Annotated in this window: 5 protein-coding genes; all 5 read left to right on the top strand. The window is 38.8% G+C overall.

Annotated elements, in window-relative coordinates; translation table 11 throughout:
• Positions 1–545, top strand: a 545-nt coding sequence (locus KGY70_18650; protein MBS3777222.1) for a terminase large subunit, incomplete at its 5' end; no start/stop codon positions are given.
• 125 nt (positions 546–670) lie between these two features.
• Positions 671–1,894, top strand: coding sequence for a phage portal protein (locus tag KGY70_18655; GenBank protein ID MBS3777223.1), 1,224 nt, complete (start codon positions 671–673; stop codon positions 1,892–1,894).
• Between the two features lie 6 nt (positions 1,895–1,900).
• Positions 1,901–2,161: a hypothetical protein gene (locus KGY70_18660; GenBank protein MBS3777224.1), complete on the top strand. Its 261-nt coding sequence runs from the start codon at positions 1,901–1,903 to the stop codon at positions 2,159–2,161.
• 10 nt (positions 2,162–2,171) lie between these two features.
• Positions 2,172–3,131 (top strand): hypothetical protein, encoded by a 960-nt coding sequence (locus tag KGY70_18665; protein ID MBS3777225.1) that lies wholly within the window; start codon positions 2,172–2,174, stop codon positions 3,129–3,131.
• Positions 3,132–3,275: 144 nt separating this feature from the next.
• Complete coding sequence (locus KGY70_18670; protein MBS3777226.1) at positions 3,276–3,608, top strand: hypothetical protein; 333 nt, start codon at positions 3,276–3,278, stop codon at positions 3,606–3,608.
• Positions 3,609–3,778: the final 170 nt, after the last annotated feature.

Below are 3,778 nucleotides of genomic sequence, written 5' to 3' on the forward strand. Positions count from 1 at the left end.
AAGGTGAAACCGGGATATTGGAAGGCCTTGTTTTTGATAACTGGCAGCAAGTTGACCATTTTCCCGAAGATTGTAAATGGATAATCTATGGATTGGATTTTGGTTACTCAAATGATCCGACTTCAATTGTAAAACTGGGATACTATGATGGAGCGCTCTACATAGATGAATTGCTCTATCAAACAGGATTAACCAATTCAGAAATTGCGAATTTCATAAAAAATAACAATATTGGTCAGATAATTGCAGACAGTGCAGAGCCGAAAAGTATTGAAGAGATTTATCGGTATGGCATTAATATACGAGGGGCAGAGAAAGGCAAGGATTCTATCATGTATGGCATAACATTATTGCAGGAATATCCGTTAAAAGTAACAAAGCGAAGCACTAATTTAATCAAAGAATTGAGAAATTATAGCTGGCAGACTGACAAAGAAGGCAAACAAATTAATAAACCGATTGATATGTGGAACCATGCCATTGATGCATTGAGGTATGTTGCCATGTATCAAATAGGTAGAAAACAACAATTCGTATGGGCTTAATGAATATATTTAAAAAGAAAGCAATAAGCAAGGCAGAATATGACGCCATGATCACCCGGCAAAACGAGATGTATAGGATTTTATATGATTTTTTAGGAGGCCGGGGCGTATATCTTGACCGGGACATGAAAGTTGATGACTATGTGAATAAAGGATATGAGGGTAACGCCGACATTTTCTCGATTGTCTCAAAGATTGCCACGAAATTCGCTACACCTCCCGGAAAATTACAAGTCAAAAGAAAAAACGAATGGCAGGATGTGGAAAGCCATGAATTTTTGGACCGGATTCAGCGGCCCAATCATTTTCAAACGTGGTTTGAATTTAAAATGACTTGGGAGTTATTCCGATTGATCACCGGAAATAGTATTGTATATTCTCCGAAGTTAGACGCGGGAAATAATGCCGGTAAATTAACACAGGATGGGCTTCTCATGATGCCTACTCAACTGATAGAAATTGAAAGTGGAGGCTGGCGGCAACCTATTGGGACTTATCAATTCACAATAGATCATACGGCGAAAGGGATACCTCCTATTTACGTGTGGCATGAACGTTTTCCATCACTTCAATACGAGGAAGGTCGCCATTTTATGGGTTTATCACCAATTAAGGCAGCTTTGCAAATACTTAACAGGCAAAATGCAGGTTATGACCGGGCGGCAAAAATGTATAGTCAGGGTATGCCGTCACATTTAATAACAGATCCTGCTTTACAGAGTCAGCCAACCGAAGAACAGAAGCAGCTTTTTGAGAAAAACTGGAAAGAAAAATATGGTAATAACAGAAATTTAATGGTTCCGGCACTAGCACCAGAAGGGGTTAAAGTACATAAGCTAGGATATGACAGTGTAAAAGAATTAGGTATTTTAGAAGCATCTCAGGATGGGCGTCGTGCATTGTGTAATGTTTACCAGGTTGCCGCCGAACTTTTCAATGACAGCGTGGGAGCGACATTTAACAATCGTAGCGAGGCAAGAAAAGAGATGTGGACGGATCGTATTATGGTTGATCATCAGTCTTTTTATCAAGGTATTACGAATGATATATTGCCAGGTTATGCAGGCAATGAGATAATGCAATATGTTCCTGACTATTCAGAAGTTGAGGAACTGCAAGCAGATAAGAAAACTAAAGTGGGGTGGGTTTCTCAGATGTATCAGGATGGAGTTATCAATGGTGATCAATATCTGGAATATATGGATGATGAGCCGGTAGGTGACAAGCATCATCAAACTTATTATATCAACATGAACAAAATCCCGGCAGAACAGGCAATGGAGAGTGATATATTGGGGCCTGACCGGGATGAGGATAAGGCGTATAGAGAAATGAATGTGAATTATTAAAAATCAATGAAACCAGACCTAACTCAAATAAAAATAAAAGCGCTGGATGAAACACTTTTAAAGCGCAAACCGGTAAATATTAAACCTCAAAAATTATATTATATGGCACAATCAGAAAAACAGGAACAAAAGCAAAAAACCTACACTGAAAAAGAGCTTAAAAAAGCCCTGAACGATCAGAAAGAAGCTATTAAGCAGCGTATCAAACAACACAACAGTGATTCGTTGCATAAACAATTAGTGCTTAACGATATTGAGCAGGTGTAAAACTTGAATCATGCCAATCCCAACTCCCCGAAATAACGAGACAGACAGCCAGTTCATGGACCGGTGCATGAGTGATCCGGTAATGACTAGTGAATATCCCAGGCAAGATCAACGTGCTGCTGTATGCTCGGCGCAACTTGGCAAACAAAAAGCCTACAGCCCAGCCGGGGCTAACACAATTAACAGGTTGCGTGGTCAGTTTCGTAAAAAATACAAAAAGGAAATGACTAACGCCCTGGATAAACTCGTGAAACCTGTTTTTGACGAAATTCAGCAGGGAGCGAACGGGGAGCAGTTAATGAACGCTATTGATACGATAATTAAGCCGGCTCCAATTCAGGATATTTACGAAAAAATGGTTCCTGAAATCGGGATATACTTTGCCGAAAGAGAATACCGGAAAGCCAAATCATTTTTAGGAAATGATATTCAACTGAAAAGTCCAGTGACCGGTTGGACAGCAAAACAGGAGGATGAAGATGAAATTCTCAGGGATATTTGGATGCAGGAATTGATTAAGTTTGCAAGAGAGGATTTGGGCCAAAATATTGTATCGGTAACTGGAAACAGTAAGGAATTATTAAGAAAATACCTTGGTGAAATATTACAGGAGCAGCCTGGATTGGGTTCGGTAGCACAAACAACGGAACTAAACGATAGGCTCAAGAAGAGATGGACAAAAGACCGGTTTTGGAGAGCAAAAAGGATCGTAAGGACTGAGACGACAACGGCAAGTAACCGGGGGCTACGAAAGGGAGTTGACGCAACGGGGAAAGACTACGATAAAACCTGGTCGGCGGCATTTGTTGATACAAGGCAGGATCACATAGATGCGCATGGGCAAACAGTTGGCAAAGATGAATATTTCAATATTGGTGGTGCGCAAATGTTTGAGCCGGGCGATCCGGCGGGGCCTGTTGAACAGGTAGTGAACTGCATGTGCACTGAGACTTTTGAATTTAAACGGTAAATTTGTGAAATCAAAAAATAATTTTTATATTTACCCCGTTGTATGTAAAAGCTGTGGCAAGTTAATCGCAAAGATTGATTTTAAAGAGAAAAAAGGAGTTGAAATAAAATGTAGATATTGCGGGTTTTATAATAAATTTTAAGTATGGAAGATATAAGAGAAAAAATCGCAAAATATATTCATGACGAAAATTGGTCGGGATGGATGGAATATCTGTTTTCTAAGTGTTATCCGGCAACGGGGCAATTTGATAAGAATACAGGTGAATTGATCATTCCGAAATGGGCAGTTGACAGATGGATGAAACAAATGCGAATTCCATACGAGCAATTATCCGAACGTGAAAAAGAATCAGATCGAAAAGAGGCAGATAGAATTTTACAGATTATAAACAAGAAAGTTAAAGTAGAGATTAATGATAAAGAAATATATAAAATAATAGAAAATCAGAAAAATAAAAAAAAGCAAAGACTTTAATTACTTTTTAATGAAATAAGTTTCAACTGACATATAAATACAAAGAGCTTCACGAAAGCCAGACATCCGAAAGGGTGAGCTGGCTTTTTTAATTATATAAGTTATGGAAAAGAAAAATAAATATCTTGACTACCAGATTAAAGCCGTTGACGATAAAAAAGGCACGGTGC

This window comes from Bacteroidales bacterium, from assembly GCA_018334875.1.
Lineage (GTDB): Bacteria > Bacteroidota > Bacteroidia > Bacteroidales > UBA12077 > JAGXLC01.